Origin of the sequence: Xanthomonas sp. NCPPB 1068, assembly GCF_041479385.2 — a bacterium.
Classification (GTDB): Bacteria; Pseudomonadota; Gammaproteobacteria; order Xanthomonadales; family Xanthomonadaceae; genus Xanthomonas; species Xanthomonas cannabis.
In genome coordinates, this window is record NZ_CM192986.1 from 1,084,880 (window position 1) to 1,109,161 (window position 24,282).

General features: G+C 66.4%; 24 protein-coding genes and 1 other RNA gene. 8 read left to right on the forward strand and 17 right to left on the reverse strand.

Features of this window, described 5'->3' with window-relative positions; all coding sequences use genetic code 11:
* The first annotated feature begins 16 nt into the window (after positions 1 to 16).
* Positions 17 to 445 carry a nuclear transport factor 2 family protein gene (locus tag ACCQ12_RS04520; RefSeq protein WP_372383053.1) on the forward strand — a complete coding sequence of 143 codons (429 nt, stop codon included), beginning with the start codon at positions 17 to 19 and terminating at the stop codon, positions 443 to 445.
* A 121-nt stretch (positions 446 to 566) separates the two neighbouring features.
* On the forward strand, positions 567 to 1,601 hold the full coding sequence (locus ACCQ12_RS04525) for a SphA family protein (RefSeq protein ID WP_372383054.1): 1,035 nt from the start codon (positions 567 to 569) through the stop codon (positions 1,599 to 1,601).
* A 169-nt stretch (positions 1,602 to 1,770) separates the two neighbouring features.
* Here the strand turns inward: ACCQ12_RS04525 and ACCQ12_RS04530 are convergent, their stop codons facing one another.
* Positions 1,771 to 2,445, reverse strand: coding sequence for a GntR family transcriptional regulator (locus tag ACCQ12_RS04530; RefSeq protein WP_039413062.1), 675 nt, complete (start codon positions 2,443 to 2,445; stop codon positions 1,771 to 1,773).
* A 231-nt stretch (positions 2,446 to 2,676) separates the two neighbouring features.
* Between ACCQ12_RS04530 and ACCQ12_RS04535 the strand changes: the two genes are divergently transcribed.
* The 3 genes from ACCQ12_RS04535 to ACCQ12_RS04545 all read left to right on the forward strand — a co-directional run bounded on the left by ACCQ12_RS04535 (position 2,677) and on the right by ACCQ12_RS04545 (position 5,008).
* Entirely contained in the window at positions 2,677 to 3,573 is an 897-nt protein-coding gene (locus tag ACCQ12_RS04535) for a gallate dioxygenase (RefSeq protein WP_039413073.1), read from the forward strand.
* Positions 3,574 to 3,583: 10 nt separating this feature from the next.
* A complete protein-coding gene (locus ACCQ12_RS04540; protein WP_039563931.1) occupies positions 3,584 to 3,943 on the forward strand; it encodes a protocatechuate 3,4-dioxygenase in 360 nt (119 codons plus the stop codon).
* A 63-nt stretch (positions 3,944 to 4,006) separates the two neighbouring features.
* A complete protein-coding gene (locus ACCQ12_RS04545; RefSeq protein ID WP_039414712.1) occupies positions 4,007 to 5,008 on the forward strand; it encodes a LysR substrate-binding domain-containing protein in 1,002 nt (333 codons plus the stop codon).
* Between the two features lie 260 nt (positions 5,009 to 5,268).
* On the opposite strand, the gene ACCQ12_RS04550 is transcribed toward ACCQ12_RS04545, so the two are convergent.
* The 8 genes from ACCQ12_RS04550 to ACCQ12_RS04585 form a co-directional block, all read right to left on the reverse strand.
* Positions 5,269 to 5,344: non-coding RNA, sX9 sRNA (locus ACCQ12_RS04550), on the reverse strand.
* 69 nt (positions 5,345 to 5,413) lie between these two features.
* Positions 5,414 to 6,892: an AMP-binding protein gene (locus ACCQ12_RS04555; protein WP_349776903.1), complete on the reverse strand. Its 1,479-nt coding sequence runs from the start codon at positions 6,890 to 6,892 to the stop codon at positions 5,414 to 5,416.
* A 205-nt stretch (positions 6,893 to 7,097) separates the two neighbouring features.
* Positions 7,098 to 8,567, reverse strand: coding sequence for an aldehyde dehydrogenase (locus ACCQ12_RS04560; protein ID WP_372383055.1), 1,470 nt, complete (start codon positions 8,565 to 8,567; stop codon positions 7,098 to 7,100).
* Positions 8,568 to 8,650: 83 nt separating this feature from the next.
* The gene (locus ACCQ12_RS04565) at positions 8,651 to 9,478 is read right to left on the reverse strand and encodes a p-hydroxycinnamoyl CoA hydratase/lyase (RefSeq protein ID WP_372383056.1); all 828 of its coding nucleotides are present in this window, start codon (positions 9,476 to 9,478) and stop codon (positions 8,651 to 8,653) included.
* Positions 9,479 to 9,511: 33 nt separating this feature from the next.
* The gene (locus tag ACCQ12_RS04570) at positions 9,512 to 9,985 is read right to left on the reverse strand and encodes a MarR family winged helix-turn-helix transcriptional regulator (protein ID WP_039563926.1); all 474 of its coding nucleotides are present in this window, start codon (positions 9,983 to 9,985) and stop codon (positions 9,512 to 9,514) included.
* Between the two features lie 143 nt (positions 9,986 to 10,128).
* Positions 10,129 to 10,524 carry an EF-hand domain-containing protein gene (locus ACCQ12_RS04575; RefSeq protein ID WP_372383057.1) on the reverse strand — a complete coding sequence of 132 codons (396 nt, stop codon included), beginning with the start codon at positions 10,522 to 10,524 and terminating at the stop codon, positions 10,129 to 10,131.
* Between the two features lie 147 nt (positions 10,525 to 10,671).
* Entirely contained in the window at positions 10,672 to 11,394 is a 723-nt protein-coding gene (locus ACCQ12_RS04580; protein ID WP_039414730.1) for a hypothetical protein, read from the reverse strand.
* Between the two features lie 81 nt (positions 11,395 to 11,475).
* Complete coding sequence (locus tag ACCQ12_RS04585) at positions 11,476 to 12,381, reverse strand: SMP-30/gluconolactonase/LRE family protein (protein ID WP_372383058.1); 906 nt, start codon at positions 12,379 to 12,381, stop codon at positions 11,476 to 11,478.
* Positions 12,382 to 12,635: 254 nt separating this feature from the next.
* On the opposite strand from ACCQ12_RS04585, the gene ACCQ12_RS04590 reads away from it, so the two are divergent.
* Positions 12,636 to 13,745 carry a Gfo/Idh/MocA family protein gene (locus ACCQ12_RS04590; RefSeq protein WP_039414734.1) on the forward strand — a complete coding sequence of 370 codons (1,110 nt, stop codon included), beginning with the start codon at positions 12,636 to 12,638 and terminating at the stop codon, positions 13,743 to 13,745.
* Between the two features lie 452 nt (positions 13,746 to 14,197).
* On the opposite strand, the gene rlmM is transcribed toward ACCQ12_RS04590, so the two are convergent.
* The 5 genes from rlmM to ACCQ12_RS04615 all read right to left on the reverse strand — a co-directional run bounded on the left by rlmM (position 14,198) and on the right by ACCQ12_RS04615 (position 19,763).
* A complete protein-coding gene (gene rlmM, locus ACCQ12_RS04595) occupies positions 14,198 to 15,241 on the reverse strand; it encodes a 23S rRNA (cytidine(2498)-2'-O)-methyltransferase RlmM (RefSeq protein WP_372383059.1) in 1,044 nt (347 codons plus the stop codon).
* Between the two features lie 21 nt (positions 15,242 to 15,262).
* Entirely contained in the window at positions 15,263 to 15,823 is a 561-nt protein-coding gene (locus tag ACCQ12_RS04600; protein WP_039409968.1) for a nucleoside deaminase, read from the reverse strand.
* A 163-nt stretch (positions 15,824 to 15,986) separates the two neighbouring features.
* On the reverse strand, positions 15,987 to 16,325 hold the full coding sequence (locus tag ACCQ12_RS04605; protein WP_372383060.1) for a hypothetical protein: 339 nt from the start codon (positions 16,323 to 16,325) through the stop codon (positions 15,987 to 15,989).
* A gap of 566 nt (positions 16,326 to 16,891) precedes the next feature.
* Complete coding sequence (locus tag ACCQ12_RS04610) at positions 16,892 to 17,821, reverse strand: DMT family transporter (protein WP_047695335.1); 930 nt, start codon at positions 17,819 to 17,821, stop codon at positions 16,892 to 16,894.
* A gap of 202 nt (positions 17,822 to 18,023) precedes the next feature.
* Entirely contained in the window at positions 18,024 to 19,763 is a 1,740-nt protein-coding gene (locus tag ACCQ12_RS04615; protein ID WP_372383061.1) for a glutamine--tRNA ligase/YqeY domain fusion protein, read from the reverse strand.
* Positions 19,764 to 20,167: 404 nt separating this feature from the next.
* On the opposite strand from ACCQ12_RS04615, the gene ACCQ12_RS04620 reads away from it, so the two are divergent.
* Positions 20,168 to 20,809 carry a glutathione S-transferase family protein gene (locus ACCQ12_RS04620; RefSeq protein ID WP_372383062.1) on the forward strand — a complete coding sequence of 214 codons (642 nt, stop codon included), beginning with the start codon at positions 20,168 to 20,170 and terminating at the stop codon, positions 20,807 to 20,809.
* 1 nt (position 20,810) lies between these two features.
* Positions 20,811 to 21,041, forward strand: coding sequence for a putative signal transducing protein (locus ACCQ12_RS04625; RefSeq protein ID WP_039409981.1), 231 nt, complete (start codon positions 20,811 to 20,813; stop codon positions 21,039 to 21,041).
* A 97-nt stretch (positions 21,042 to 21,138) separates the two neighbouring features.
* On the opposite strand, the gene ACCQ12_RS04630 is transcribed toward ACCQ12_RS04625, so the two are convergent.
* The 3 genes from ACCQ12_RS04630 to ACCQ12_RS04640 are packed head-to-tail and all read right to left on the reverse strand — an operon-like array spanning position 21,139 to position 24,214.
* On the reverse strand, positions 21,139 to 21,603 hold the full coding sequence (locus ACCQ12_RS04630) for a response regulator (RefSeq protein WP_039409985.1): 465 nt from the start codon (positions 21,601 to 21,603) through the stop codon (positions 21,139 to 21,141).
* Positions 21,600 to 23,510: a hybrid sensor histidine kinase/response regulator gene (locus tag ACCQ12_RS04635; RefSeq protein ID WP_166752398.1), complete on the reverse strand. Its 1,911-nt coding sequence runs from the start codon at positions 23,508 to 23,510 to the stop codon at positions 21,600 to 21,602. The genes ACCQ12_RS04630 and ACCQ12_RS04635 overlap by 4 nt, the downstream gene beginning before the upstream one ends.
* Positions 23,507 to 24,214 (reverse strand): helix-turn-helix transcriptional regulator, encoded by a 708-nt coding sequence (locus ACCQ12_RS04640; RefSeq protein WP_104580894.1) that lies wholly within the window; start codon positions 24,212 to 24,214, stop codon positions 23,507 to 23,509. The genes ACCQ12_RS04635 and ACCQ12_RS04640 overlap by 4 nt, the downstream gene beginning before the upstream one ends.
* Between the last annotated feature and the right edge of the window lie 68 nt (positions 24,215 to 24,282).

Consider the following 24,282-nt stretch of genomic DNA (forward strand, 5'->3'; position numbering starts at 1 on the left):
AATCCAAGGAGGCTGCATGCACGACGAGGCATCGACCATCATTGCCTGCGAGCAACTGATCCGCAGGTTCGCGCTGTACAACGACCGCCACGATCACGAGGCGCTTGCTGCCTTGTTCACCGACGATGGCGTGTTCGCACGGCCCAGCGCACCCGATGCACCGGTGCGTGGGCGCGAGGCCATCCTGCAGGCGTTTCGTGCGCGTCCGCCGCGCACCACCTGCCACCTGATGCTCAATACCCTGGTCAGCGTTCAATCGCCGACCCTGGCGCACGCGCACAGCCATGTGCTGCTTTACACCGCCAGCCAGACCTCTGCGCCACCGCCGTTCGCCGCGCAGTCACCGGCCTTGCTCGGCAGTTTCGACGATGTGCTGGTCTTCGAGCAGGAGCGTTGGCTGTTCAAGCAGCGGCTCGGTGCGTTGCAGCTGCAGATCGGTTCCTGAGCCGCCATCGCTAACACGCAAGAAACGTTGCAGCCGCCATCGGCCTGCGGCGCTGTCGTATCGCTTTCTCCCCCACGCCGCGCCCGCTGTCACCCACCTGTCCGCACCGGAGATTCGCCTAGTGGAACGCGTCCGTTTGTCTGCTCATTGTCGTTCGGTGTTGCTGCGCGCCCTGTCGCGTCGGCAACGGTCATGGATTGTCGGCGCCACACTCGCTGCGGTGTTGCCGGGCACGGTGATGGCGCAGGCCGTACCGGAAACGGCGGCACCGCCGCAGGGCATCAATGTGGGGGGCACCAGTTTCATGGACGGGTTTGGCTCGCTGACGCCCGGCTGGACCGTCATCGAATACCTGCGCCATTACCACTTCAATTCGATCCGGAATGCCAGCGGCGACGATTCGCCGGCCTTCCGCGACCCACAAGTGGACGTCAGCGTGCTGTTGACCCAGATGATCTATGTCACGCCCTATACCTGGAAGGGAAGTTCGTTGAGCTTCAATGCCATCGTGCCGTTGGTCAATTACGACACCGCATTTGACGCAGACAGCCCCGTGCAGCTGAGCAGCAATGGGTTCGGCATGGGCGATATCTCGTTCGGGCCTGCCTTGCAGATGCCGCCGGTCATGCGCGACGGGCGCGTGTTCTTCTTCCAGCGCTTTGCGATCGACGCCTTTGCGCCGGTCGGCAAGTTCGATCGTGATACCGCGATCAACCAGAGCACCGGGTTCTGGTCGGTGGCCCCGCACTGGGCATTCACCGTGCAACCCAGCGATCGCTGGGAAATCAGCGGGCGCCTGAATTATCTGTACAACTTCCGGACCAGCCGCGCCGGCGGCGTGCCGCCGATTGCCGGCTTCCGTTTCCGCAACGGGCAGGCCGGCGACCTGGTCTGGCTCAACTTCGCCACCTCGCTGAAGCTCAACGAGCAGTGGCGGGTGGGGATCAATGGGTACTACCTGCAGCAGTTGAAGGACAACCGCACCAACGACCAGCGTGTGCCGGACAGCAAACGCAGGCAGTTCTATATCGGCCCCGGCCTGTCCTGGCGCATGAACGAAAAGAACCTGTTCAACTTCAATGTGTACCTGCCGGTGGATGTGGAAAATTCGGTCGCCGGCAATAACTTCAATCTGATGTTCGTGCATTCGTTATAGGCGTCCACCGCCGCCATGCGCAGCGCCTGCGACGGGGCGCTGCGCATGGCGGGGTAACTGCCCTTGCCACCTGCACGAGCGGGTGGCAAGGGGGGCGCTCAATGGGTGCCGCGTGGCGCGTCTGCGGTGTTGGCGCAGGTGCCTCGTGCTCAGCTCCGGGGCGCGGTAGTCACATCCCCATGCTGTGCCGTTGCGTATGCGCATGTTCGCGGAACAGCAGTTCCGCCCGTGCTCCGTCGCGTTGTTCGATCGCAGAGACGATCGCCCCATGTTGGCGGTGCCCGTAATACAGATCGTCGTAGGCCACGGTGGCCGAGCGCTGGCCGAACACCACATGGCTGGGGCTGACGAACGGCACCACCGTGCAGCGGTCCACGGTTTCGGTGAGGATGGGCTTGTTGGCCGCCACCACGATGGTGCGATGGAAGCGGGCATTCATCGCGGCATAGGCCTGCTCGTCACCGGCATCGAGGCTGCGCTTGGCGAACAGGCGGTCGCCTTCGCCAAGACAGCCGTGCAGGGTGGCGAGCACCTCGGCCGACGCGCCCTGCTCGGCCAGCGTGCGCGCCGCCAAACCTTCCATCAGGGCGCGCACGGCCAGGGCATCCAGGCTTTCCTGCTGGCTGAAGCGGCGCACCGCATAGCCGCGGTTGCCTGTCTGTGCCAGCAGGCCTTCCTGGCACAACGCCGGAAGGGCCTGACGGATGGGCGTGCGCGAAATCGCCAGGCGTTCGGCCAGGGCCGCTTCGGTGATGCGTTCGCCCGGGGCAAAGGTGCCGCACAGGATCAGTTCGCGTAACTGCTGGACCGCTTGCAATCGGTGGTTGTTCGCCATTGGCTCCATTCTCTCGCGCCGTGCCGCAGCGCACGTTCCTTGGAAGGGAAAACTCGCAAATGCGTGTATAAAAACCTTGCGGACGAGATCGCTTGATGGCAATTTGGATCCCAAGGATACCTTTTTGGCAATCCGGAGTGCTCGATCGTCCCTGTTGGGATCCATTGCATCGCCGGTCCCGACCCAATCAATGACGCGCGCCCGGCCTTCCTCGGCAGCGCCGCGTCGCAGGAGCGCAGCATGGCAAGCATCATCGGCGGCATCGGAACCTCGCACGTTCCCACCATCGGGGTGGCCTACGACAAGGGCAAACAACAGGATCCGATATGGAAACCGTTGTTCGACGGCTACGGGCCGGTCGCCGAGTGGTTGGCCCGGCAACGGGCCGACGTGCTGGTGTTCTTCTACAACGATCACTGCACCACGTTCTTTTTCGATCTGTACCCGACCTTCGCGTTGGGCGTGGGCGAGCGTTTCCCGGTGGCCGACGAGGGAGCGGGCTTGCGCAACCTGCCGCCCATTCGCGGCGATGTGCAGTTGCAGGCGCATATCGCCGAGTGCCTGGTCAACGACGAATTCGACCTGACCGTGTTCCAGGACAAGCCCATCGACCATGGCTGCGCGGCTCCCTTGCCGCTGCTATGGCCGCATGTGCCCGACTGGCCCGGCACGGTGGTACCCATCGCGATCAACGTGCTGCAGTACCCGCTGCCGACCGCGCGCCGCTGCTACCGGCTTGGTCAGGCGGTGCGGCGTGCCATCGAGTCGTATCCGGAAGATCTCAGGGTGGTGGTGGTCGGCACCGGCGGTTTGTCGCACCAGATCCATGGCGAGCGCACCGGCTTCAACAACACCGAGTGGGACATGGAGTTTCTGGACCGCTTCCAGCATGCCCCCGAGACCCTGACCGACCTGACCCACACCGATTACGTGCGCCTGGGCGGGGCCGAGAGCGTGGAGCAGATCATGTGGCTGGCCATGCGTGGCGCGCTGGAGGGTCCGATCCGCAAGTTGCATCAGAACTACTACTTGATGACCACCACCGCGATGACCGTGGTGGTGTACGAGCCGGGCGAAGAGGCGGCCGATGCGCCGCGTTCGGCAGAGCTGTTGGCGCGTACCGCCAACGCGGCATGAGGGCGTGCACATGAATCCGCAAGTCAACGGCATGGACAAGATCGACGGGACCTATCTGTTCGATCTGCGCACCAGCAACCGCGCGCTGCGCCTGAATCGCTTCTTCTGGCAGATGATCCGCGCGCCGTGGCGCGACCGCTTCTTGCAGGATGCAGAAGTGCTGATGCAGGAGGCCGGACTCACCGAGCAGGAGAAGGCGCTGATCCGCGCGCGCGACTGGCTTGGCCTGGTGCAGTACGGCGCCAATTTTTTCGTCATCGAAAAGTTCGCCCGTGTGGTGCGCATGACCAATCTGCAGGTCTACGCCATCATGCGCGGTGAATCGTTCGAAGCGTTCATGCAGACCCGGCAGGTGCCCGAGGCGCGCTGAACTGCGCGCCTCGGGCATCTGCCGGGTGCTGTCACCCGACTTCCCAACGTAAGGCCCACCCCCATGACCATGTCCTCCGTGTTCTTCGAACACCGCATCAAGGTCCGGCATCTACGTGTCATCGAGGCGCTGGACCGGCAAAAAAGCCTGCTCCGCGCCTCGCGCGTCTTGAATGTGACCCAACCTGCGCTCACGCGTGCCCTGCAGGAGATCGAAGAGATCGTCGGGGCACCGCTGTTCGAACGTCACTCACGCGGCGTGCGCCCCAACGCCATGGGCGAGGTGCTGGTGCAGACCGCGCATGTGGTGCTGGGCCAGTTGCGCCGCGCCCAGGACACGTTCGAGGGTCTGCTGCAGGACGACGCGCTCACGATCACCGTGGGCGCCCTGCCGGTGGCGGCAAGCGGCCTGTTGCCGGCCGTGCTGGCGGCGCTCTACCGCGCCGAGCCCACGCTGCGGGTGCGGCTGTTGCATGGCCGTACCGACGAACTGCTGCCCAAGCTGGCCGGCAACGAAGTCGATCTGGTCGTGGGCCGGCTCTATCCGCTGGCACGCTACGACGCACTGGTCCGCAAGGTGCTGTACCAGGATCCGATCGCGCTGGTGGCGCGCAGCGACCACCCCCTGTTCGCGAACGGCCCGGTACGCATTGCCGAAGCCGCGGCATATCGCCAGGTGCTGCCGACGCTGAGCCAGCACGTGGAGCGCGACGTGGCGCAGGTCATGCGCGAGCATGGGCTGGCCACGCGCGACCAGCTGCGTTCCAGCTCGGCCAGCTTCACCCGTGAGATTCTGCTCGGCACCGACAGCATCGCGGTGATGCCGAGCATGATGGTGGCCGGCGACATCGCCCGTGGCGAGTTGCGTGCCTTCCAGCTGCAGCAGCCGTCGCAGGCGCGTGCAGGTGGGGTGATCTACCGCGACAACAATGCCATTCTCAAGCCGGGCGTGCGTCTGCTGATGCGCGAGCTGGAGCACCAGTTGGCGCTCATGGCCGAGCAGGGCGCTGTGTGGGTGGACGACCATGTCGGCGAAGACGACATCCTGCTGGATGCGTCCGCGTAAGCGATGGCGTGCCTGTCTGCTCGTGCTGCAGTGAAAGGCACGATGCAGGCGGTCTGAGTAACGCACATCGGGCAGCCAAGGCTGCCCGATGTGCGTATTGGGACAGTGGTGCCTACGACGGTGTCTTCAGCACTCGCCCTGCGCGTGCGTTGGATGCAGGTGAGTGCAGCGTGCTGGAGTCAGGGACGCGCAGCGACACACACGCCGCCAAGGCCAATCGGCGGGCACGTCGCCGTCGGGCAACGTGTCCGCCCAAAAGCGGCCAACAAAACCTAGCGAGCGGTCGTCAGGCGGGTGCGGGCGGCGCGGAGGAACCGGCGTGTACGCGTGGTACATGCGGGTTCCGGGCACCGGCCGCGCAGCCGTTTTGTCAGCTGCTCTGCGTCCGACGTGCATCAGCAGGCGCTACGCATCGTTCGCGAGCGCATCCTTCAGGCGCGCCTTCTGCAGTTTGCCTGTCGCCGTGCGTGGCAACGCTTCCACCACGCGTAGATGCTTTGGCACCTTGTACTTGGCCAGGCGCTCGATCAGGTAGCTGCGGATTTGCTCCAGATCCGGGTCCTCGGCGGCTGGCACGATCGCCAGATACCCCACCTCGCCCCATTGCGGGTCGGCCATGCCCACCACCGCGCATTCGCGGATCTGCGGGTGATCCGCGAGCACGGCTTCGATCTCCGCGGGGTAGACGTTCTCGCCGCCGGAAATGAACATGTCCTTCTTGCGGTCCACCACAAAGAAGAAGCCATCGGCATCGCGCTTGACGATATCGCCGGTACGGAACCAGCCCTGCGCATCGCGCATCTCCGCAGTGGCCTTGGGGTCGCGCCAGTAGCCGGGGCTGAGATTTGGCCCGCGCAGCAACAGCTCGCCGGGAACACCCGTCGGGCAGTCGTTGCCGTCGCCATCGACGATGCGGGTCTGCACCGTCGGCGAGCAGATGCCGGCCGCGCCCAGCTTGTTGCGAATGACCTCGCAATCGACCGACATGCCGAACACCGTGCCGGCCTCGCTCATGCCGAAGCCGCAGACCATGGGAATGCCGTCGTCCACCCAGCCCAGCAGGTCGTCGCTGGCGTGCGGCGCACCGCCGCTGACCAGGGCAGTAAGGTGACGCAGCGCTGCGGGGTCGAAACCCGGTTGAGCGCGGAAGGCCTGCATCATCTGCGGCACACCGACGTAGTGGGTGATGCCCAGCGCCGGATTGCCGAGCCAGCCCAGCGTGCGCTGCGGCTCGAAACCGCTGGAGACCTGGATCGACCCGCCCACCGCCAGTGCCGGCCGCACATTGGTGGCCAGGCCGATGATGTGGAACATCGGTGCTTCGCACAGGAAGCTGCTGCCCGCATCCACGCGGGTGGTGACGCCGAAGTTGTGCGCCACCTGCTGCAGGTTCTGCTCGCTCAGCATCACGCCCTTGGGCTGGCCGGACGTGCCCGAGGTGAACAGGATCAGGCTGACGCGGTCCGGCGGAATGTAGGACGTCTCGGCCGGCGCGAGGCCTTTGGCGGTCTCGATGAAGTCCGTCAGCGCTTCGACATGCGCGCGCCCGGCGGCGACATCATCGCCCAGCAGCAAACGCGGCTCGGCGCGTTGCAACAGGGCATCCAGCTCGGTGGCGCTCAGGCGCCAGTTGAGCGGCACGTAGATCGCGCCCACGCGTCCGCAGGCGAAGTGCAGCGCCACCTGCCAGACCGAATTGCGCGCGAGCACGGCGAGCCGTTCGCCGTCGATGCAGCCGCGCGCCTGCAGCAGGGCGGCGAGGCGGCCGATCAGCTCGTCCAGTTCGGCGTAGGTCCATTGCTGATCCAGCAACAGGTCGCGCGCGGCGAGGCGTTGCGGTGTGAGGCGGGCATGGAAGGAAATCGAGTCAGTCGGCATGGTCATGGCGCTGTCTTCCGAATGCGGTTTGGGGGAGTGGCTGGCGTGAGTGCGACGGCAACGGCAGAAGGTTCACGCGCACGCCCGATGACGCAGCGGGCATTCACCAGCGATGGCGTGAACCGGTTGCAGGAGAGCGGCAGGGCCGCGGCGTTAGCGCCGCGAGGCGGAGCGCGCACCGCTGGCCGGTACGCGCTCGGGGGGTGCCCGGCTAGCTGAGATAGACGGTTTTGGTTTCGAGGAAGGCGTGCAGCCCTTCGATGCCGCCTTCGCGGCCGACGCCGGAGTGCTTGAAGCCGCCGAACGGCATGTCGATGTCCACCCACATGCCGTTGATCGAGTGGCTGCCGCTGCGCACGCGGCGTGCGATGCGGTACGCGCGGTCGACATCCTCGCTGTAGACGGTGCCATGCAGGCCGTAATCGCTGGCATTGACCTTGGCGATCAGGTCGGCCTCGTCGTGGTAGTCGATGAAGCTGACTACCGGGCCGAAGATTTCCTCGCGTGCGATGGTCATGTCGGGCGTGACATTGGCGAACACCGTCGGTTCGAGGAAAAACCCGCGCGGCAGATGCGCTGGCCGGTTGCCGCCCATCACCAGCTGCGCGCCTTCGGCGCTGCCTTGCGCAATGTAGGACTGCACGCGTTCCAGCTGCCGGCCGAGCGCCAACGGGCCCATGCCGGTGTCGGCGGCGAACGGGTCGCCGAGCTTGAGTGCGCCCAGGGCCGCGCAATACGCCTGCAGGATCTCCTCGCGCCGTTGCGCCGGGACCAGCACCCGGGTCAGCGAGAAACACACCTGGCCGGTGATCGGCATGGAGTAGGGCACCAGGCTGGGCAGCACCTTGGTGAGGTCGGCATCCTCGAGCACGATGGCGGCCGACTTGCCGCCCAGCTCCAGGCCGACACGGGCCAGCCGTTCGGCGCAGGCCACACCGATCAGTCGCCCCGCCTGGGTGGAGCCGGTAAAGCTCACCTTGTCGACGAGCGGATCGCGGATCAGCTGTTCGCCAACGTCGCGACCGGCCGGCAGCAGGTTGAACACGCCATCGGGCACACCGGCGGCGCTGATGCATTCGGCCAGGATGTAGGCATCGATCGGGGTTTCCGGCGATGGCTTGGCCACCACCGTGCAACCGGCGGCCAACGCGGCGGCGACCTTGTAACAGAGCAGTACCAGCGGCGCATTCCAGGGCGTGATGGCGGCGACTACGCCAACCGGTTCCTGCACCACGTGCACGCGGCCGCCGTTGGCACGTGCGCGCGGTTCGACGAACGGGTGGGTGGTGATCAACTCGCCGTAATAGTCGAACAGCCCCGGCGCCTGCTGCGAGGCGCGGCGGCTGAAGCCGATGGTGGCGCCGACCTGGCCGGTCCAGGCCTCGGCCAGTTCCGGCAGGCGGGCACGCAACTGGTCGGCAACCCGCTTGAGCACCGCGCCGCGTTCGGGTGGCGACAGCTGCGGCCACGGGCCGGTATCGAAGGCGGCACGCGCCGCGGCCACGGCGGCCTCGGTATCTGCGTGCGAGGGTTCGGTGTAGCGCAGCAGGCGCTCTTCGTTATGCGGGGCGACCACGTCGACATGCCGGTCGCCGCTGCTCGCGCGCCACTGGCCATCGATGAACAGGCCCAGGGGCCCACGCGCGGCGATTCCGCGCAGCGTTGCGGATAAGGCTTCCATACTCCCTCCTCGGTGCAGAAAACCACTGGCGGCGCCAGCGATGCGTGGCGTGCACGCAGCGCTGCAGGTGCCGTTGGACGTGCTCAGGTGCTCTTTTTGGTCAGGTCGTATTCGCCCAGGCCGGGCTTGTAGCTCTTCTCGTCGATGAACTGACGGATGCCTTCCTTGCGCGCGTTGTTGTCGAAGGAATTGGCCGCTTCCTGCATGCGCACCAGATAGTCCTCGGCTTCGTCGTAGGTCATGGTGCCCACGCGACGGACCGCATCCTTGGCGTATTTCAGCGCCACCGGGTTCTTGCGCAGCAGCAGCTCGGCCACTTCGCGGGTGCGCGCTTCCAGGTGCTCCAGCGGCACGCTTTCGTTGACCAGGCGCCACTCGGCGGCCTTCTTGCCATCCACCATTTCGCCGGTCAGCGTCATCCACATCGCATCGCGCATGGACAGCAGTTCCACCGCCACCTTGGTCACCCCGCCGCCGGGCAGGATGCCCCAGTTGATTTCCGACAGGCCGAACTGCGCCTCGTCGGCGGCAATGGCCAGATCGCACGCGAACAACGGGCCGAAGCCACCGCCGAAGCACCAGCCGTTGACCATCGCGATGGTCGACTTCTGATACCAGCGCAGGCGCCGGAACCAGCCATAGGATTCGCGTTGCGAACGGCGCACGCCACGCAGGCCCTGCGCTTCGGTTTCGCGGAAGTATTCCTTCAGGTCCATGCCGGCCGACCAGGCGGTGCCTTCGCCGCCGAGCACCAGCACGCCGACGTTGTCGTCGAACTCCAGCTCGTCCAGCACATCCATCATGCGGCGGTTGAGCGCCGGGCTCATCGCGTTGCGCTTGTCAGGGCGGGCGAACTTCACCCAGGCAATGCGGTTTTCGATGCGAACCGATACCACGTCATGCTCGTTCAAGCGGCGTCTCCTTCAAGTCGGGGGCTGCGGGGATCAGAAATCTTCTGCCAGCGCGGGGTCCGGCGCGGTCGTCCGTTCCAGCGTGGCGCTGGCGTTCAATTTGCATAGCAGGCGCAGCAGGGTCTGCTGCTCGCTGGCCTGCAGGCCGGCGCAGGTGCGTTCGACGGCGCGCGCAAGGCAGCCCTGCGCCACTTCCAGCGTGCGCTGGCCGTGCTCGGTCAGGTACAGGCCCTTGCTGCGGCGGTCGCGGCCGGCCAGGCGTTCGATCAGGCCCTGCTCGGCCAGCGCATTGGCGATCTTCATGCCGGCGGCGCGGTTGACCAGCAGGCGATTGCCGAGTTCGGTCTGGTCGCAGCCGGGCTGGTCGCGGATATGGATCAACGCGGTGACACGCGCCGGTGTCAGGTGCAGTTCGGCCAGCTCCTGGCGCGCAGCGTGGCTGGAGGCCAGGGTGGCCAGTTGCAGTTGGTAGCCGAGGTCGGCGGCAAGGGCCAGGCGAGCGGTCATCGATCCATCCAGATTGTATCCGTTAAATACAATCTAGCTGAGCGAAGCGAGCGCTGCAAGGGGGTTGGTGCGTCAAAAACGAAGGCCGGCGCGCGCCTGCGTAGCGTCGGCGCGCGTGGCTGCCATGCGGATGTGCGCCAGCGCTACTGGATCAGCCAGCCGGCCAGCTGTTCGCGGGTGAGATAGCCGCTGTGACGGCTATCCAGCGCATCGAATTCGTCGGCCAGTGCGGGGTTGGTCTGGGCTTCGGTGCGACTGATGCGGCCATCGCCGTCCACGTCCATGGCCTGGAAGTCGATGCGGTAGCTGCCCGCCACGCTGCTTGGCTGGATCGAGCGCACGATCACGCTGGATTCGCCGCGCGGGCGCTCCAGCTGGGTCTGATGGGTGACCTCGCCGCTGGCGAGCGGCTGGGTGCGGATGACGTTGGGTACCTCGATCAGCGGCATGCTGCTGGCAGGTGAGGGTGCTTGCTGTGCGTGCGCGGCGCCGCACGCGAGCAGCATGGCAATGAGGGTGGCAATACGGCTGGTGGTCATCAGATCCCCCTGATGTGGAACAGCCGGTAAGGATAGTGGGTGTCGAGCCGATTGCGGTGGGCGCCGCTTGCACGCTGGCCGCTGCGCGCCACGCGGGCGACCGCCAGCGTGCGGGCAACGGCGTGTGGCCGCTGCCCTGCACGTCGCTCAACCGGGAATGAAGGGAAACACGATTTTGAGCAAACCCTTCAGTCCGCCCTCGGCGGTGCTGGCCACGGCCTTGGCGCCCAGGCTGTTGAGTGCGCGGCGCACATCGTCCCAACGCAGCTGGGCGATGTCTTTTTTCAACAGGTCCGACACCTCTTCGGCGGTGGGGGTGAGTTTTTGCAGTGCGCGGATGGCCGCCTGCGGGTCCTGCTGCAGATAGCCCCAGCGTTCGGCAATCTTCAACAGCGTGTCGAAACGCACCGCCACCACTTCGCGATTGCGTTCGTACACCGGCAATGCGCCGACGTCGAGGATGGCCTGCTCGAACTGTTGCGCGTCATCGGGGTGTTCGATGCGCACTGCCAGGAAGCCTTCCTTGCGGCTGCGTTCGCTGACATGCTTGGCACCCGAGCGCAGGTTGTCCTCGGTCAGCACGTTGGCCACGATGCGCTGCATGGCCGCATCGCCTTCCTCGGGCACCAGCGCACGCCAGCGCGCATAGCCATCGCGACGCAGGGCCTTGACCTTGGCCGAGGTGACCCGCAACTGCAGTGCGACCACGGCATTGGCGCTGTTGCGCGAGATGGCGCCATCGCGTTCGAGCAGCACGAAGATCAACAATTCCAGGTCGCGCTTGGTCAATGACTGAAACCCCTGCAACAGGGTCAGTCGCAGGAATTCGCTGCCGAAGGCGGCTGCGTCCTTGAGTTCGATCGGTTGCATGGGGAGTCCTCCGCGGGTGACCTGCACAATGCCAGCACCCGGTTGCGCGGGCTGAGAACCGATGCGACGCGCACAGCAGTTTCAGTGTCCGGTTTCGCGCCCGGTGCGGTCGGATCTGAACGTTTCAACTGCGCCGCGATCCTGCAGTGTCACAAAGACCTGTTTGCCGTCGCTGCCGCCGAAGGCGACGCTGCTGGCCTTGCGCCCCTTCAGCGCAACCGTGCGCAGCAGCCTGCCCGTTGGCGACACCACGGCGATCTGCCCCGCATCGTAGCGGGCGATGTACAGATTGCCATCGGCATCGCAGCGCATGCCATCCATGCCGAAATCGGGGAACGCGATCAGCAGGCGTTTGTTGCGCAGGCTGCCGTCATCGCGACGGTCATACACCCACACCTTGCGCGACATGCTTTCGTTGACGTAGAGACGCTTGCCGTCCGGGCTGACGTCCAGTCCGTTGGGGGTGGTCATGCCGGACTCCAGCAGCCGCACTGCGCCGTCGCGCCCGATGCCCCACAAGCGCCCGCTGTTGTCCTCCCAGTTCGGGTCGCTGGCGTAGAAGCTGCCGTCCGGTGCAAGCGCCAGATCGTTGGGACCATCGGCGTCGGGCAACGCAGCGAACGTGGTCACGGCACGCGTCTGCATGTTCACCTGCAGCAGTTTGTGGCCGGTGTAATCGGCCACGTACATCGCCCCATCGCGAAAGCGGATGCCGTTGCCGGTGCTGCCTGCTGGCAAGGTGACGAACACTTGTGCGTTGGCACTGCCGTCCGGCTGCAGGGTGATGCGTGCGATGGTGCCATCCTTGCCCAGATTCACGGCGTAGAGCGCGCCATCCGGGCCGGTGGCCGGGCCTTCTGCGTTATGCGTGAAGGCGCCATCGCCGATCAGGTCACGCGCAACGAAGGGCGCGTCGGCCGCGGCAGCGAGCGAACTGGACAACAACAACGCCAACGTCAGGCAGCGAGCGCGTGCAATAGCCATCATGCGGAATGCTCCAGGCGGGATCGTGCGCAGTGTGCCAGAACGTGCAGCGCGACCATGGCGGTACTCACGCGCGATCAAGTAAGGTGCGCGGGCGGTACCGAACCAGTGCAACGTGCAGGCGGCAGCTTCTGCTCCGGCAGGCGATGGCGTGGTGCATACGTGCCGTGCATGCCGCATGACATCGCGGTGTCACCGCTGCCTGCCTGACGTCGCTTGCCGGTGCTGGTCGCCATTCTCACTTGAAGGAGGTTTGCATGTCCGTGGAATCCTTGACACGTCGCCGCTTGCTCGCCGCCTTCGGCAGTGCCGGCATCCTGCTGGGCGCGCCGGCCTGGGCGCTGCCCAAGAAGAAACCGGGAAAGCCGCTCAATGTCGCCCTGGCCGGTCTCGGCAGTTATGCCAGCGAACAACTCGCGCCGGGTCTGGCCTTGACCAAGCACTGCAAGCTGGCCGGCATCGTCACCGGCACGCCGTCGAAGATTCCGCAATGGCAATCCAAGTACGGTATCGCCGATCGCAATGTCTACAGCTACGAGAACTTCGACAAGATTGCCGATAACGACGATATCGACGTGGTGTACATCGTCACCCCGACCCATCTGCATGCGCCGCTGACCCTGCGCGCAGCGGCAGCCGGCAAGCACGTGTGGTGCGAAAAGCCGATGGCGATGCATGCCGGCGAATGCGAGGCGATGATTGCCGCCTGCAAGCGCAACAAGGTGGCGCTGACGATCGGCTACCGCATGCAGCACGAGCCCAACACGCGGCGGCTGATTGCGATGGCCAGCGAGAAGCCGTTCGGCGCCATGCAGCGCGTGCGTGCCGAGGCCGGTTACAACGGGTATCGCGATACGACCAAGGCCGATCGCCCATGGCGGTTGCGCTCGGAATTCGGCGGCGGCGCGATGTACGACATGGGCGTGTATCCACTCAATGCCGCACGCTACACCGTGGGTGCCGAGCCGCTGGCAGTCACCGCCAAGCGCTGGACCGACCGTCCCGAACTGTTCGATGAAGTGGACGAACATATGGATTTCACGCTGGAATTCCCCAATGCCGTGCGTGCGGCGTGCAAGACCAGTTTCGGTGCCAACATGAATGTGCTGCGTGCCGACTGCGAGCGCGGCTGGTACGAACTGTCGCCGTTCCAGAGCTACCAAGGCGTCACCGGCAAGGCCAGCGATGGCCGTGTGTTCGATGCCAAGGTGCCGCACCAGCAGGCCTTGCAGATGGACGAAGACGCCTTGGCCATCATGAATGGCACGCCGCTGCGCGCGCCCGGCGAAGAAGGCCTGCGCGATATCCGCATCGTCGATGCGATCTACCGCTCCGCCCGCGAAGGCAGCAAGCGCATCGTGCTGTAAATGAGCCAGCTCCGGCGGCCGACTGCCGCCGGGGCAACCGCAATAGCGGCGGCGGCTCAGGACCGCTGGGCATGGCAGCACACAGCGGCAACCGACAGCGGAATCTGGAGCGAGCAAGCAGCCAACGGAACGCAGTGCATCACGCTCGCACAATCAACGCTCGACAGCGGCGCGCAGCACGCCAGCGGCAGGCAGCGCCCACAGGTCGCAGAAACGTCGATGCAGTGAGTGGCAGTGAGTGACGGACAAGCGTCGTCAACGCGCGGGACCAACCATCTCCAGAATTCCCGCTCCACGTCCTGGGTGCGCTTCAGACGCTCATCGCTTCGCTGTGCAGGAGTTGTTCAAACGCTCAGTGAGCTGCGCGCGGTTGTCGAGGGAATGGACGGCGGCACATACAGACAGGGCGCCAACCAACCGCTTTTACGATTCCCGATTCCCCATTCCCAGCCTCAGTCCCGCATCGCCAGCACCGTGATCTCTTCGCGATCGTGATACAGCTGCTTGGCCCGCACGGTCAGGGACTTTTCGGCCTGCTGCTCGAATAGATCCAGGCACAGGCGGGTTTCGTCCCAGCGCTTTTTCATTGGCAGCTTGAGGTTGAACAGGGTGTGGCGACACCAGCCTTCACGCACCCAGGTGGCCATGCGCTCGGCGACGCGGCGTGGTTGCTCGACCATGTCGCAGACCATCCAGTCCAGCGCCTGTGCCGGTTTCCAGTGGAAGCCATCGGCGCGCAGGTGCTCGACCAGGCCGGTGTCCAGCACGTGCTCGCGCAGCGGGCCGTTGTCCACGCTGGTGACATGCAGGTGCTGGCGGGTGAGCACCCAGGTCCAGCCGCCGGGCGCGGCGCCCAGATCGGCAGCGCGCATGCCGGGCTTGACCAGGCGTTCGCGCTCGTCGGGCGTCAGCAAGGTGAGCAGTGCTTCGTCGAGTTTGAGCGCCGAACGCGACGGTGCGTCGGGCAGCAATTTGAGCCGCGGAATGCCCAGAGGCCAGGGCGCGCTGTCGTCGGCATCGGCCACCGCCAGCAATGCGTGGTCGCCATCGAGGAAACACACGTGCAAGCGTGGCAGGCGCGGCTGCGGCTTGTCGGTGAGCAGGCCGGCCTTGCGCAGGGCCGGGCGTAACGCATTGCCAAAGCTGCGCGCCAGGCCTGCCAGCGGTTTGCCTGCATCCGAATCCGGATGCTCCACCCACAGGTCGCCAAAGCGCGGTTGCCCGTGCAGTGCGGCCAGGATCGGGGTGATGCGATCGGTTGGGTCGATGCCCTTGAGTTCGGCAAGCACGACCAGTTTCTGGCGGGCAAAGATCAGCTCGCGCCACTGCAGTCTGGCGGCCAGATGCGCGGCGTCTTCGCAGACGAACAGCACATAGCCGTCGTTGCGTTGGGTGCGCGCATAGCCGGCAATGCCGACAAATGCCGCGCGCGCGCTCAGTTCGGCCGCCAGTTCCGGCTCGAAGCCCTGGCGGCAGTAACACAGCAGCCCGCTCATCGCAGCGCTCGCAGGGAGAGGTCAATAATGGTCACCGCCGCCCTCGCCGTAACTGCGCAGCACCGCGCACGCCTGCTCGCGCTGTACGTCGCGCACCACATCGATGCCGCGGCGGGTGAGCTCGCCCACCCAGTCGGCGGGCAGCGGGCCTTCGTCGAATTCGGTCAGGGCCATCACGTCTTCGGCGCGGGCGCCGATCAGCAGCCGGTCGATGCCCGCCCATACCGTGGCGCCGTAGCACTGGCAGCACGGTTGCGCGGAGGTCGCCAGGGTGATGGGCGACAGCACATCGTTCAGGCGCGGGGTCTGCAGGCGCTGCTGCGCCAGCATGTACGCCATGTTTTCGGCGTGCGCCAGCGAGGTGGTCTGCGGCACCACACGATTCACGGCTGCGGCGATGATGTGATGGTCCGGGCCGAACACCACTGCGCCAAAGGGGCCGCCGCTGCGCGCTTCGACGTTCATCCGCGACAACGCGATCGCCAGCGCCACCTTCTCGTCGTCGCTGGGATAGGCGCGACTGGCATCCACGAAATCATGGATCCAGGCGGGCAAGGTGAGGTGGACCTGCGCGTAGAGCATCACGTGACGACCGGTAGGAGAGGGGGAAGGGGCGGCGCAGTGTATCGGCCCGGGGGCAGCGCGCAACACCAGGAGGCGGCCGGAGATGAATGCCGTCACTGCCGGCCACGCTCTGCTGCACACCAGGCGGCAACCAACGTACGCGATCGCTACCTGCGTGGTCCTACCTGGCGGCGCACTGGCCGGAGACGCATTGGCAGCCGCTGATGTCCTGAAAACCGCACACGCTCATCATGCCGCTGGACTGGCATTGCGCCATCACACCCTTGGGGTCGGTGGCGCTGTTGACGTTGACGCAGGCCGGGAACGCCCCGCAACAGTTGCCGACGTTCTTTACCGTGCAATCGGCATCGACCTTGCACGTGGTGATGACGGTGACGGGTTTGGCGGTCGCCGCAGGTGGCGTGGCGGCCTCGGTCGGCGGTGCGGCGACACAACCGATCAACGTGAACACTACCAACAGCAACAGGCTGCTCAAATACCAGGACAAGGCACGGGACATGCGGTTGCTCCGATCAGGACAGGTGAGAGGTCATGGTAAGCCTTGGGCGCGCCCTGGGGTGCGGCCAAGCGGCCCTGGCGTTGATCGCTGCGCGTTTCGCGACTGCATGTCGCTGGCGTCAACGGGCGTTGCCGCGCGCAGTGTGACCACTGAGGTGGACGACGTCTGGTCAGCCGGTTGGCGGGGCACCGGCGGCACCCGGCTGTCGCGGTCGTGCAGAAGACCACGGGTCCCCATCCACGGCTCGCTGTACTGCAAGCGCGTGGTCAGCGACCTCGGGTCAGCGCAGAACCGCAACGGCTGGCCAGCGCTAGTTGCTGCATGCTTTCGTCGCGGCGATCACTGGGCAGTTCGTCGTCCGGCGGGTGCGGAACGAACAGGCACAATGCCTCGGCCGGAGTCACCGCTTGCGCGTTGTGCGGCGGCGGCGAGCAGGCCGTCAGCCCGAGGGAGAGCGAAAACACGGCGCCATATAGCGTCCGCGGGCTGGGGCGTGGCAGGCACATGGCGGCGTTCCAGTGGACACAGCCTGCAATCTAGGCGCAGCACCTCGACAGCGCTGGGCGTCAATTCGCTTCCGAATGCAGTGCTGCGCACCACAGCACGCCGACCAGCAGGCACGCGATCGCTGCCAGTTCCAGTGGCGTGGGCAGACGCATTTCCCAGGCAAAGCCGTACAGCAGTGCAAAGATGGTCTCGAACACGATCATCTGCCCGACCAGCGTCAACGGCAGCACGCGGCTGGCGCGGTTCCACAGGGCGTTGCCGATCACCGAGGCCAGGATGCCCAGCAGCAGCGAGACGCCCCAGAAGCCGGCCCAGTCGATCGGCGCATGCGGCGCGCTGCCGATCAGCGCAGCCGGCGCCAGCAACGCCGCCAGTGCGCCGGTGACCACGCCGGTCAGCAGCGACCAGTCGCCCCCGGACAGATCGGGGCGGCGCCGCAACCAGCGTGCATTGACGATCGAATAGGCCGACCACGAGACCAGTGCACCGACGGCGCACAACAGGCCGGCAATGCGGGTGAGACGGTCGCTCGCCTGCTGCCCCGAATCGTCCTGCACGGTGTCCAGCGCTACCAGCGTCACGCCGATGACGCACAGCACGCACGGGGCAGCGAGCCGCCTTAATTGCACCGCGCCCGCCGCCCGCGTGCCGATGACGGTCACCACCACCGGCAACAGGCCGATGATCAGCGCGGTGGCAGCGCTGCCGGCCCATTGCACCGCGCTGCCCAGCAGCACGTAATAGACCAGATTCCCCATCAGGCTGAGGCGCACCAGCGCCCACCACTCGGCGCGGCCCAGCCGGGCGGCGGTCTGGCGCGCGCGTGGTGCCAGCACCAACGCCGCCACCGCGCCGTACGACAGGTAGCGTGCCACCGCCAGTTGCAGGGGCGTGAACGCCGACAACAACTGCGGTGCCAGAAACACCAGCCCCCACAGCGCGCCCGCGCCGACGCCGCAGGCAACCCCCACCATCAAGCGCTCACGCATCGTGTTGCTCCTGTCAGTCGTGCAGCATGCAGGCCACGGCCGGGCGCAGCTCCCTGCGCGTGTGCATTAGCTCAGAACGCGACGCGTCTTGACAGCCCTGTGCGGGGTGCGCAATGCCATGTGGCCCCGCCGTTTGCATCGGTAGCCACGTGTTGCGCAGTGCAAAGGCCGCACCGGCGCCTTGATCCGGTGCAGACACCCGTTACTTGGCCCAGGTATCGCGCAAGGTCACGCTGCGATTGAACACCGGTGTGGCTGCACTATGGTCACGGCGATCGGCAACGAAGTAGCCGGTGCGCTCGAACTGGAACGCCTGCTCTGGCGTTGCCTGCGCGGCGGCCGGTTCCACATACCCGCGCACGCTGCGCTTGGACTCGGGGTTCAGATAGTCGCGGTAGGTCTTGCCTTCGGATTCGTCGTCGGGCTTTTCCACCGAGAACAGACGGTCGTACAGGCGGATTTCCGCGTCCACCGCATGCACGGCGCTGACCCAATGGATGGTGCCCTTGACCTTGCGGTTGGCACCTTCCATGCCCGGGCGCGATTCCGGGTCCAGCCAGCCGCGCAGCTCGACGATGTCGCCGTCGGCGTTCTTGATCACCTCATCCACGCGTGCAATGCCGGCGCCACGCAGGCGGATCTCACCGCCCGGTACCAGCCGTTTCCAGCCTTTGGGCGGCACTTCGGCAAAGTCTTCGCGCTCGATCCACAGCTCGCGGGCGAACGGCACTTCACGCGTGCCGAAGCTCTCGTCCTTGGGGTGATTGGAAAACTGCAGCGTCTCGGTGTGGCCTTCGGGCAGGTTGGTCAGCACCAGCTTGAGCGGTTCGATCACCGCCATGCGGCGCGGCGCTGCTGCGTCCAGATCTTCGCGCAGGCAGCCTTCCAGCACCGAGAAATCGATCAGCGAGTTCTGCTTGCTGATGCCGACGCGGTCCACGAACAACCGCATCGCCGCCGGTGTGTAGCCTCGACGACGCAAGCCCTGCAGCGTGTACATGCGCGGGTCGTCCCAGCCGTCCACCAGCTGTTCTTCCACCAGCGCGGTGAGCTTGCGCTTGCTCATCACCGTGTAATTGATGTTGAGGCGCGAAAACTCGATCTGACGCGGCTTGCCGGCTTCGCGCGGCAGGCCTTTCTCCAGCAGCGGCTGCAGCAATTCCGGGTGGCCGGCCAGGTCCACCTTGTCCACGCACCAGTCGTAGAGCGGGCGGTGGTCTTCGAATTCCAGCGTGCACAGCGAGTGGGTGATGCCTTCCACCGCATCGCCCAGCGAATGCGCAAAGTCGTACATCGGGTAGATCGGCCAGGTGTTGCCGGTGTTCTGGTGCTCCACGTGCTTGATGCGGTAGAGCGCCGGATCGCGCAGGTTGATGTTGCCGCTGGCCATGTCGATCTTGGCGCGCAGCGTGCGCGCACCATCAGGGAACTCACCGGCGCGCATGCGGCCGAACAGGTCCAGGTTTTCCTCGACGCTGCGCTCGCGAAACGGCGAATTGCGACCGGGTTCGGTCAGCGTGCCGCGGTACTCGCGGACCTGTTCTGCGGAGAGATCGCAGACGAAGGCGTGGCCGTCGCGGATCAGCTTCTGCGCGGCCAGGTAATACACCTCGAAGTAGTCTGAGGCATGGCGCAACTGTGCCCATTCGTAGCCCAGCCAGCGCACATCGTCCTGGATGGCGACCACGAACTCGGGGTCTTCCTTGGCCGGGTTGGTGTCGTCCAGGCGCAGGTTGCACAGCCCGCCGAACTCGGCGGCCAGGCCGAAGTCCAGGCAGATCGCCTTGGCGTGGCCGATGTGCAGGTAGCCGTTGGGCTCGGGCGGGAAGCGGGTGCGGATGACCGTGTGCTTGCCGCTGGCCAGGTCCTCGCGAACGATCTGGCGGATGAAGTCTTTCTTCTCCGCCGGGGCGGTGGCGTCGGTGGCTGCAATCTCGGACATGCGGGGCATCGGCATTAGGTAAACCGCAAGTTTAGGCGGTGGCACCGGTTAGGGGTAGGCGGCGGGGCAGCGGGGCGCGTCGGGCCGGTAGTTCGGGTGTGCCGGCCAGATGGTTCGTCACCGCTGCAGGCTGTGCTGGCAATGCCTGGCGTAGCCGTGGCCCGGTTTGGCACCATGCAACCCACCGGCGCATCGTGTGGTCCGCATGCCCGGCGGCCAGTGCGCGGTTGCCGCCATCGGTGCGCCGCAACCGAATTGCGTGGCTGCGGCCATGCAATGCCTGGGCATCGGTCGCCCCGGCCCTGCCCAAAGCGCCGCCCCGTCGCTGCGCTGCGGCCGGGCGCGGCTGGCGGGCATCGGTCGCCACGCGTACGCTGCGCCAACCCCGTTGGAGCGCCCTACCCATGTCACTGCCCCGCCTGGTGATCGGCGACAAGACCCTGTCTTCCTGGTCGTTGCGGCCGTGGCTGCTGTTGCGGCACTTCCAGGTGCCGTTCGAGGAAGTCGCGCTGCCGCTGGACACGCCGGAATTCCAGGCCCGCATCGCCGGGTATTCGCCCACGCGCCAGGTGCCGGTGCTGTGGGACGACACCCTGCATGTATGGGATTCGCTGGCGATCTGCGAGTACGTCAACGAGCGCTGGCTGGATGGACGCGGCTGGCCTGCCAAGCTGGCCGTGCGTGCACAGGCGCGCGCGGCCGCGGCGGAGATGCACTCGGGCTTTGGCGCGCTGCGCACCCAATTGCCGATGGACCTGGCCCGCACGCCCGCGCCCGCGCAGTGGGACGCCGCCGTCGAGCGCGATATCACCCGTATCCAGGCGCTGTGGGCCAGTTTGCGCGCAGAGCACGGCCACGCCGGGCCGTTCCTGTGCGGCGAGTTCGGCATCGTCGATGCGATGTACGCGCCGGTCGCGTTGCGCTTTACCAGCTATGGCGTCCCGCTGTTCGAAGCCGCCGGCGATTACCTGGCTGCACTGGATGCACTGCCGGCGCTGCGCGAGTGGAAGCAGGGCGCTGAGCGCGAACGCCTGGAGCGCGGCTGACATGCAGATCGCGTATCGCGCCAGTCACATCATCGACGCGCATCTGGCCAAGCACGCGCTGGAAGATGCCGGCATCACCGCATTCGTGTTCGGCGAGTCGCTATTGGGCGGTGCCGGCGAACTGCCGGCCTTCGGCGTGTTGCAGGTCTGCGTGGCCGACCTGCACCTGAGCCAGGCGCAGGCGGTGCTGGCAGACATCGGCCTGTGCGGCGAGGTCACCCGCGCGCTGTAGCGGCCAGCCGCCTGTCGTAGGAGCGCACCGGGGCGCGACGGGGCCGTGCCGATAAACGCCCCGTCGCACCCCGGTGCGCTCCTACGCTGTGCAGGCATCATCCCGGCTGGCGCCACCCGGGCGGCGCAGCCTCCGGCGCGGCCAATGCACGCAGCCGCTTGAACAGCACCGTGGTTTCGGCCACGTTCCAGACCCGCAGCGCCACTTCGAAGGTGTCCAGCGGCTTGGTCAGAAAGTCTTTTGCCCCCAGCCCCAATGCGCGGTGGCGCGCGCTGCGGCTGGGGTCGGCGGTGAGCACGATCACCGGCAGGAAATGCGCCGGGTCGGACAGCCGGGCCAGCTGTTCCAGCAGGGCGTAGCCGTCCAGCTCCGGCATCTTCAGGTCCAGCAAGATCAGATCCGGTGCAAATGCCGAGACCAGGCCCATGACCCGCAGTGGATCGGTGGTGGCGATGACCTGCTGGAAGCCTTCGCGCTGCAGCAGGTCTTCCAGCAGCCGCACATTGGCCGGCTCGTCGTCGACGATGAGGATGCGGGAGCCGAGGATTTCGTCGCGTGTCATGCCAGCAACCTGTCGATCACGGTGAAGAATTCCGCCACGTCCAGTGGCTTGGTCAGATACGCACGCACGCCCTGATTGCCGACGCGCGCCAGCGTGGCGGTGGTGGCATCGGCACTGATCACCACCACCGGGACCTGCGCGGTGGCCGGCTGCGCCTGCAGCTCGCGCAGCAACTCTTCGCCGTTGCCGTCGCTCAGGTGCAGGTCCAGCAGGATCAGGTCCGGCACGCCCTGCAGCAGCAGTTCGCGCGCCTGCGCCAGGCTGGCCGCTTCCAGCAGCTGCCATTGCGGGCGGCGCTCGGTGAGCGTGCGGATCAACGCCTGGTTGGAGGGGTTGTCCTCGATGCTCAACAGGCGGCAGACGCCACTGCCGGTGGTGCTGGGCGGCAGCAGGGTCCGTGCAGGCTCGCTGCGTTGCGGCTCGCCCTGCGGCAGCGAGATCCAGAAGCGCGCGCCATCGCGACTGCTGTCCACCCCGATCTGCCCACCCATCGCCTCGATCAGGCGCTTGCTCAGCGCCAGCCCCAGGCCGGTGCCTTCCACGGCAGAACGCTCGGCACCCAGCCGCTCGAACGGCGTGAACAGCCGCTCGATCTGCGCCGGGGTGAGCCCCGCGCCCTGGTCGGCCACGGTGATGCGCACCTGCTCGTCGCCGGCGTGTGCGCTCACCTGCACCTGGCCACCGGGACGATTGAACTTCACCGCATTGGACAACAGGTTGAGCAGGACCTGCCGCAGCCGCTGCGCGTCGGCGCGCACCGTCCACGTCGCTTCGATGGCCGGCGGTTGCAGGGCAATGCCGTATCGGTCCGCATCCGGTGCGATCAGGCCCAGCGCCTCGTGCACGGCCGCGCGCACCGAGATCGGTTCCGGGCTCAGATCCAGCTGATCGGCCTCGATGCGCGCGATGTCCAGCAGCTCGGTGATCAGACCCAGCAAGTGCCGGCCGGCGCCCAGGATGTGTTGCAGGTGGCGGCGGTGGCCGGGCTCGGGCAGGTCCATTTCCAGCACTTGCGCATAGCCCAGGATGGCATTGAGCGGAGTGCGCAGTTCGTGGCTGCTGCGCGAAAGGAACTCGGTCTTCGCGCGGTTGGCGGTTTCTGCTTCGCGCCGCGCCAGCTGCGCTTCGGCCGCGCGCGCGGCCAGCAGTTCGCTGGCCTGCGCCAGACGCTGACCGACCTGGCCCAGCTCGTCGCCGGCACGCGGTTGCGGTGCCAGCGGCAGGCCTTCGCCCAGGCGGTCCGCATTTGCCGCCAGCGTACGCAGACGCCCGGACAGCGCCGAGGCAAACCAGGCCACGGCAAACACCGCGCCCAGGCCGCCGAGCATGGCCGCACTCAGGGTGATGATGAGATTGCGCTGGCGCAGCCCTTGCGCCTTGGCGGTACGCACCTGCAATTGCGCGGTTTCGTAATTGCGCAGCTCGCGCAGTTCCGCGCGCAGGATGTCGAGCTTGTACTTGCCGTCCCAGAGCTGGCGAATTTCTTCCTCGCGGCTCAGATCCGGTGCCAGCAGCCGGCGCCAACCCTGCATTTTTTCGGCAAAAAGTGGCTTGATGCGCGCAAACCGCTGCGCCTGGCCCGGGTCGGTAATGCGTTGCGACAAGCGCTCGGCCACCCGTTGCAGGCGCGGCTCGGCATCGCGATACGGGGTGAGGAATTCATCGCGCCGCACCAGCCGGTAGCCACGCACACCGGCCGCAGTTTCGGCCAGCAGCGCATGCGCTTCGTACAGATCGCTCAGCACCTCCAGCGTCTGACGCACGTCGTTTTCGGCGGCGATGTTCTGCCGCTCCACGCTGTAGATCGCCATCAATGCGACGGCCAGCAACAACAACGGCAACGTGACGACCGCCAGGCTCTTGCGGGTGATCGGCCAATCGTTCCAACGCACTGCCAATGCATTCATAGCGCGAGTCCGGCTTGGACCGCGTACACCGCGGCCTGGGTGCGATCTTTTACCTCAAGTTTCTGCAGGATTCGCTCCACATGCACTTTCACCGTGCCGGGAGAAATCCCCAGTTCAGCTGCGAGGCTCGCGTTGGTGAGTCCGCGCGGGAGCAATGACAGCACCTGTTTCTCGCGCTTGCTCAGTGCGTTCAGGCGATCGTCCTGCAGCGGTTTGCGCCGCCGCGTGGCAACCGGCTTGGCCGGTTCGGCCACCATCGCCGGCAGCAACAGGGCGAACGCCTGCAACGCCTGCACGTCATCGTTGCCGGGGGCAGGGCGGCCGTCGTTCCAGGCCACGCAGACCATGCCGTGAGTAGTGCCCAGCGCATGGATCGGCACCCTGGCCTCGCGGATGTCGGCCGGGCGCGGCGGCATCAGCCAGGCTGCGTCGTGGCTGTCGCCGGCCGCACTGGCCCCGGGTGGCAGGGCCTGCCCACGGCTGGCGAGCACCTGCGTACGCGGCCCGCGCTGTGCCAGCACCGCGCCGTGCTCCAGGCCCAGCAACAGCAGCACGCGCCCCAGCACGGCATCGCACGCCTGCTCGGGTGTGTGTGCCTGACGCAGCGCCACGGCTGCTTCCCAGAGCGCCTGCCAGCGTGCGCCATCGGAGGCCTCGCGGCGCAAGGCAAGCCGCCAATCACCAGCACTGGTAGGGGTTTCCATGGATTCGCTCTAGGCCGATCAGCATATTTAAGTATATGCCAGTCGGCAGAATTGTTGGGGCCGCTTGA